Source organism: Streptomyces sp. NPDC029122 (genome assembly GCF_055569445.1).
Window position 1 is genome coordinate 441,999 of record NZ_JBVHWK010000002.1, and the last position, 6,533, is coordinate 448,531.

6 protein-coding genes are annotated in these 6,533 nt (G+C 72.4%); 4 read left to right on the plus strand and 2 right to left on the minus strand.

The genetic code is table 11. The features are described 5' to 3' along the window. Positions 1 to 78: 78 nt before the first annotated feature. The gene (locus ACZ4WZ_RS04385; protein WP_467884849.1) at positions 79 to 1,707 is read left to right on the plus strand and encodes a beta-N-acetylhexosaminidase; all 1,629 of its coding nucleotides are present in this window, start codon (positions 79 to 81) and stop codon (positions 1,705 to 1,707) included. A 50-nt stretch (positions 1,708 to 1,757) separates the two neighbouring features. Here ACZ4WZ_RS04385 and ACZ4WZ_RS04390 read toward each other — a convergent pair whose 3' ends face one another. Continuing rightward, positions 1,758 to 2,582, minus strand: a complete 825-nt coding sequence (locus tag ACZ4WZ_RS04390) for an endonuclease I family protein (RefSeq protein WP_467884851.1) — start codon at positions 2,580 to 2,582, stop codon at positions 1,758 to 1,760. Positions 2,583 to 2,799: 217 nt separating this feature from the next. Here ACZ4WZ_RS04390 and ACZ4WZ_RS04395 point away from each other — a divergent pair, with 217 nt between their 5' ends. Beyond that, positions 2,800 to 3,366, plus strand: coding sequence for a DJ-1/PfpI family protein (locus tag ACZ4WZ_RS04395; protein WP_467884853.1), 567 nt, complete (start codon positions 2,800 to 2,802; stop codon positions 3,364 to 3,366). Between the two features lie 74 nt (positions 3,367 to 3,440). Here ACZ4WZ_RS04395 and ACZ4WZ_RS04400 read toward each other — a convergent pair whose 3' ends face one another. Next, positions 3,441 to 4,253 (minus strand): glutamate ABC transporter substrate-binding protein, encoded by an 813-nt coding sequence (locus ACZ4WZ_RS04400; protein WP_467884855.1) that lies wholly within the window; start codon positions 4,251 to 4,253, stop codon positions 3,441 to 3,443. Positions 4,254 to 4,488: 235 nt separating this feature from the next. On the opposite strand from ACZ4WZ_RS04400, the gene ACZ4WZ_RS04405 reads away from it, so the two are divergent. Both ACZ4WZ_RS04405 and ACZ4WZ_RS04410 read left to right on the plus strand, forming a co-directional pair. Then, entirely contained in the window at positions 4,489 to 5,550 is a 1,062-nt protein-coding gene (locus tag ACZ4WZ_RS04405; RefSeq protein WP_467884997.1) for a hypothetical protein, read from the plus strand. A 312-nt stretch (positions 5,551 to 5,862) separates the two neighbouring features. Continuing rightward, positions 5,863 to 6,408 carry a TerD family protein gene (locus ACZ4WZ_RS04410; protein WP_467884857.1) on the plus strand — a complete coding sequence of 182 codons (546 nt, stop codon included), beginning with the start codon at positions 5,863 to 5,865 and terminating at the stop codon, positions 6,406 to 6,408. Positions 6,409 to 6,533 lie beyond the last annotated feature (125 nt).

Genomic DNA, 6,533 nt, shown 5'->3' on the forward strand with positions numbered 1-6,533 from the left:
GCCCCGGGTCGCGCGAACGCGTCCCCCGTGCCAGGTTGGTACGGGGGACACGGGTACACGGGTACACGGGTAGACACGATGAGGCAGACGACCGGACGGTTCCGCAGAGGTCGGGCCATCGCGACGGCAGCGGCCGCCACGCTGGTCGCCTTCGCCGTACCCGCCTGTACCGCCGGAGCCGAGGGCACCCGTGCCACCCCCGGCGCGGCCTCCCCGGCCCCCGTGCCGACCGCCGCCTCCACGACGCCCACCGGGCCGCCCGCGACCGCGTACGCCCTCTCCACCGCCCCGCGCACCGTGCCCTCCGTACGCGAACACGTGCCCGCCCGGGGCCCCGGCTGGAAGCCCGCCCCCGGCGCCCGCGTCCTCGTCGCACCCGCCGACAGGACCGCCCTGGCCGACGAGGGCAGGCTGCTCGCCGGCGAACTGCGCCTCGGGTACGCCGAATCGGACCAGCCGAAACCGGGTGACGTCCACCTCGCCCTCGCCGCCAAGGGATCCGGCCCGGCGGAGTCGTACGAACTCACCGTCCAGGGCGGCCGGGTCAGCATCACCGGCCCCGACGAGGCGGGCGTCTTCTACGGCACCCGGACCCTCAAACAGGAGATACGCGGGGCCGGTTCGGCCCCCGAGGGCAAGGTGGAGGACGCTCCGGCCAAGTCCCAGCGCGGCCTCAACCTCGACATCGCCCGCAAGCACTTCACCGCCGAGTGGATAGAGGGCCGGCTGCGCGAGATGGCCGACCTCAAACTCAACCAGCTCGGCCTGCACTTCTCCGACGACCAGGCCTTCCGGATCGAGTCCGACACCCACCCCGAGATCGTCTCGACCCCGCACCTGACCAAGGCCGAGGTACGCCGGATCAACGCGCTCGCCGCCCGGCTGCACATCGCGGTCGTCCCCGAGATCGACTCGCCCGGACACCTCGGGGCCGTGCTCCGCGTCCACCCGGAGCTGCAACTGCGCGACGCGGCGGGCCGGGCCGTCAAGGGCGCCGTGGACATATCCAACCCGGCGTCCGCCCGGCTCGTGGACGAGCTGCTGCGCGAGTTCCTGCCGCTGTTCCCGGCCGGCGCCTGGCACCTGGGCGCCGACGAGTACCAGGCACTGGTGGTCCGCGACCCCCAGGCCTCCTTCCCCGGACTCGCGAGCGCCGCGCGGGCCCGCTACGGGCCGTCCGCCCGGGTGCAGGACCTGGCGGCGGGCTGGCTGAACGACCGGGCGGACGTGGTGAGGCCGTCGGGCAAGGCCCTCAAGGCGTGGAACGACGGTTTCTTCCGCGGCGGAGTCGCCCGGCCCGCGCCGGACATCCAGGCCGAGTACTGGACGGGCAAGGAACTCGGCGCCCGGCCGCCGCTGGAGTACCTGGACGCGGGCCGCAAGGTGGTCAACCTCAACGACGAGTACCTGTACTACGTGCTCGGCGAGCCCAACCAGTTCACGTACCCCACCGGCAAGCGGATCTACGAGCAGTGGACCCCGCTCGTCCTGCGCGGCACCACCGCCGTCCCCGCACGCTACGACGCGCAGGTCCTCGGTGCCCGCCTCGCCGTCTGGTGCGACCTGGCCGCCTCGCAGACCCCGGCCCAGGTGGCCGCGGGCATCCGGCTGCCGCTGGCCGCGCTCTCCCAGAAGGTGTGGGACCCGCGCCCGCCGCAGGCGTCCTGGGCCGACTTCCGGTCCCTCGCCGGCCGCCTCGGGCCCTGAGGCAGGGGAGACGCCGGCGCCGGGGAACGGCGGGCGGGGTCCGCGACCCGCTACCAGATGGAGTTGACCCACTCCGGGTGGTCGATGAACGGGTTGCGGTTGTGCTGGTAGGTGTCGTAGATCACCTGGTTGCGCCGCTGCTCGAAGGCGTCCGGCGGGTCCATCTGGTTCCACTGCTTGAGCAGGCTGATCCTGCCGAAGAGCGGCGCCGTCCCGTTGTTGACCCGGTCGTTCATCTCCAGGTCGGCGAAGCCGTCCCCGCCGTCGTAGCGCACCGCCATGTACAGCAGCATCCGCGCGACATCGCCCTTGACCGCGTTCCGCGGCTCGAAGGAGTCGGCGTCGGTGTAGCTGCCGGGAGCCTCGGACACGGGGCTGCCGCCCATGTCGAAGTCCTTGTTGCCGCGGGTGCTGTTGACGGTGACGTCCTCGGGCCGCAGGTGGTGCAGGTCGGTGCCCGGGCCGGTGACGGTGCCGAAGTCGCCGTGGCTCTTGGCCCAGACGTGCTCGCGGTTCCAGTCGTTGACGCCGCCGCCGTTGGTGGACTTGGACTGGGAGCGGCCCGAGTAGACCAGGATGACGTTGTTGGGGTTCGCGGGGTCCTGGTCGGTGACCTTCAGCGCGTTCCACACGCCGTCGTAGCTGACCCTGGACTGGGCCTTGATGATGCCGTGCAGCGCGGACTTCAGCGCGGCGCCGGTCTTGCCCTCGGCGGCCGCGTAGTACGCGTCCACGCTGGTCGTGGCGGCCTGGGGAGCGGCCTCGGCGACATCGGCGGTCGTGCGCTGCTGGCCGGCGCTGGCGCTGGCCGGTATGAGGAGCAGCGCGGCCGCGGCGAGCCCGGCGGCCCATGGGGCGGTACGGGAGATCTTCATGACGTGGGGGATACCTCTCCACAAGCACCGTCCCCGCCATGGCAGTTGGCGGGGTATCAAGTGGCAGAGCGAGGATCATATTGTCATGTGCCCATCAGGTAAAAACCACATGTCGGCCGCGTGGACCTTGGGGTTTGTCCGCTGCCGGGCACGGGCACGGTAGCGGATGCCCACGGCGGCCCGACGCGGCCGCCGACAGCTCTCACCGGAGTGGCCCATGACAGTGAAGATCCTCATCGTGACCGGCGACGCGGCGGAGTCCCTGGAGGTGCTCTACCCGTACCAGCGCCTGCGGGAGGAGGGCTACGAGGTGCACGTCGCGGCGCCCTCCCGCAAGAAGCTGCGCTTCGTGGTGCACGACTTCGAGGAGGGCTTCGACACCTACACGGAGAAGCCCGGCTACACCTGGCCCGCCGACATCGCCTTCGCGGACGTGGATCCCGGTGAGTACGCGGCCGTCGTCGTCCCGGGAGGACGGGCGCCGGAGTACCTGCGCAACGACCCGGAGGTACGGCGGATCCTGGCCGCCTTCGCCGGGGACGACAAGCCGATCGCGCAGATCTGCCACGGCCCGCTGATCACCGCCGCGAGCGGCGCCCTGGACGGCCGGCAGGTGACGGCCTATCCGGCGCTGGAGCCCGACATGCGGGCGGCCGGGGCCGCGTTCCGGGACTCCGAGGCCGTGGTCGACGGCACCCTCGTCTCGGCCCGGGCCTGGCCCGACCACCCCGCCTGGATGCGGGAGTTCCTGACCGTACTGCGCGGCAAGGCGCCGCTCGCGTAGCGGCAGGAGCGGGAAGCCGGGGCGGGGGCCGGGCGCCGGGGCGGGACCGGACGGGAACCCCGCCCCGGGGTCCGTCAGTTCCCGGTGGTGACCTGGGGCGCCGGCTCGTACTTGTAGTTCGCCGGACCGAAGTTCTTCTTCACGGCGGCTTCCCAGGAGCCGTCGGAGACCATCTTGGTGAGCGCGAGGTTGATCTTGCGCTGGAGGTCGTTGTCGCCCTTCTTGAGGCCGATGCCGTAGTTCTCGTTGCTCAGGTTCAGCCCGAGCAGCTTGAACTTGCCCGCGTTGCCCTTCCGCGCCGCGTACCCGGCCAGGATGGAGTTGTCGGTGGTCATCGCGTCGACCAGGTTGTCCTGGAGGGCGACGAGGCACTCCGAGTAGCCGCCGAGCTCCAGGACGCTCGCCTTCGGGGCGAGGGTCTTGCGGACGTTCTCCGCGGAGGTGGAACCGCTCACCGAGCACAGCCGCTTGGTGTTGAGGTCCTCGGGCTTGGTGATGGAGTTGTCGTCGGCGCGGACCATCAGGTCCTGGTGGGCGACGAAGTACGGCCCGGCGAACTCGACCTTCTCGCGGCGCTTGTCGTTGATCGTGTAGCTCGCGGCGACGAACTTGACCTCGTTGTACTGGATCAGCAGTTCCCGGTCCGAGCTGTACACCTGCTTGAATTCGATCTCGTTGGCCTTGTAGCCGAGTTCCTTGGCGATGTACGTGGCCACGTCGACGTCGAAACCGGTGAAGGTGCCGTCGCTCTCGCGCAGCCCGATGCCGGGCTGGTCGAACTTGATGCCGATGGAGATGGGCTCCTTCGGGGCTTCACCACCACAGCCGGAGGCGGTGACGGCGAGGACGATCACCGTGGCGACCGCACCGGCCTTGGGAACCTTCATGCTGAACTCTTTTCCTCGGGAACGCGGAATCCCGGGGGACGTCGCGGGAACGGGGGCAGACGTGCGGAACCGCGGGGGCGCGAGGGCACGTGTATGAGGAAGCTAGGAAGGTGACGGCCGTACCGTCACTACTTCTGAGGAAAACTTGAGCATAACGATCCGGTTCAGCCGTGGATCTTCCCGCGGCTCCGGTGAGTGGCGGGAGAAGGAGCTGTCCGGGGTGGCGAACGAGGAAATGGGCGCGGCGAGGGTCGAGGGCAATACGCTCCTGCTGGGCGAAGCGGTACGGATCAGGTTCATCCGGACATTGCGCCTGCCCGAGTCGGGCACGCACGCGCTCCCGCCGGGGCTGGGGGAGTTCCCGCTGCGCAGGGTCGAGGACTATCCGGACACCGTGCCGCCGGAATGGCGCGCCAAGGGCGGCGTGATGCTGCCGGTGTACCTGCGCGAGGCGATGTGGCTCAGCTTCGGAGGGTCGCGGGAGCCCGCCGCGCTCCAGGTCGGCGTCGGCAAGGTGTGCGCCGTCTCGGGCAGGCGGTGGACCGGCCGGCTGGAGCGGGGGCCGCAGAACTACGTGGTGCTGCCCCGCCAGCCCTGGCTCGACGGAATCAACTCCGGTGACGGGACGGTGCGCCAGTTCGTCGCCGTGCCGCTCGGCCTCGGCGCCACGGTCGAGGGGCAGGTCACCGGCGAGGAGGTGACCGGCGGGGTGCAGCTCCAGGCGTTCCCGCTCGGCGCCGAGGCCCTCGCCGCCTGGCGCGAGGAGCGGCGCGCGAGCCTGCGGAGCGCCCGTCCGGTCGGCGGCGGTTACGGCGCGGCCCCGGGCGGGCCCCCCATGCCGGCCATGCCGATGGCGGCGCCCGCTCCGGGCGCCGCCCCCGCGCACCCGGCCGGGCGTCCGGCACCGGCCCCCGCCATGGGACTCGGCGTGGGCGGTGCGATGCGCCAGGAGGTCTACAAGGACGACCGCGAGCTGTCGGCGTGGGCGGACCGGCCCGCCGCGCGGGTCTTCGTCCACCTCGTGACCCCGCCCGAATGGCGCCGCATCACGGGCGAGGACGCACCGCCCTCACCCGTGGACCGCGCCGCCTACACCCGGGCAGGACTGCCCTGGTACGACTACTACGACGAGACCGGCACCGACCTCCCGGCCGCCGGCCCCCTCGCCGAGGTCAAGCCCGTCGGCGACTGGCTCGGCGACGACCACGCACCCTGGACGCCGCCGGCGCCCGGCCAGGTCCTGCCGCTCGGCAACGCCCCGCGCCCCGGAAAGCCGGTCCAGGACGGCGACTGGTAGCCGGGCCGACGCTCCCTGGGCCGTCGCCTGGGCCGGCGGCGCGGTGGACTACCCGTACCGGCGGCCCCCGCGCCGCACCCCTGGCCGGGGGAGTCCCCGTCCCGCCGGCTGATCGCCGTGCTGATCGGGGCGGACGCGCCGCGGCCGCCGGCCTGAGGGGAGGCCGTACACGTCGATCCGGCCGCCTGACCGGGCGGCCGGGCGGCGGGGGAACTGGCCGGTTGTTTACGGTCGTTCAGACGGTGATCACCGCGGCGTGGCAGCATGGCTCCGGACATCACGGCCAAAGCGGCCAAGCTGAGGGGGAGTTCGGTGAGCGGAGTACGCAAGAGCCTGGGCAAGGTGGAGATCGCGCTGCGCTGGGACCCCAGTCCGGCGGGCGCGCCCGCGAACGACCTGGACATCGTCGCCGCCGTCTACGGCACCTCGGAGCCGTACGGGGAGCCCGTCTACCTCGTCCACTTCGGCAGCCGTTCCCCCGACGGCACCATCACCCTGGGCCGGGACAGCCGTACCGGGCAGGGCTTCGGTTTCGACGAGGTGATGACCCTCGAACTGGACCGGCTGGCGCCGGAGCTGGGCCGGGTGGTGGTCGGCGTGGTGATCCAGGACGCGGGACCCGCCGGGGTGCCGGAGCGCAAGACCTTCGCCGCCGTCGGCGGTACGGGGCTGCGGATCCGGGAGGGCCACACCGACCTCGCCACCACCGACTTCTCGGAGATCCCCGGGGCCACGGCGGCCACCGTGGCCGAGTTCGTCCGGGACGCCTCGGGCGGCTGGGCGATGGACGCGCGCACGCGCGGCTTCGACGCGGACCCGCAGGAGTACGCCCGGGTGATGGGCGCCGCGCGCGGCTGAGGCCCGGTGTGCGGGAGATCCGTACGGGCGGGGGGGGGGGGGGGGGGGGGGGGGGGGGGGGGGGGGGGGGGGAGGAGGGGGGGGGGGGGGGAGGGGGAGGGGGAGGGGAAGCATTGCGACTGCCG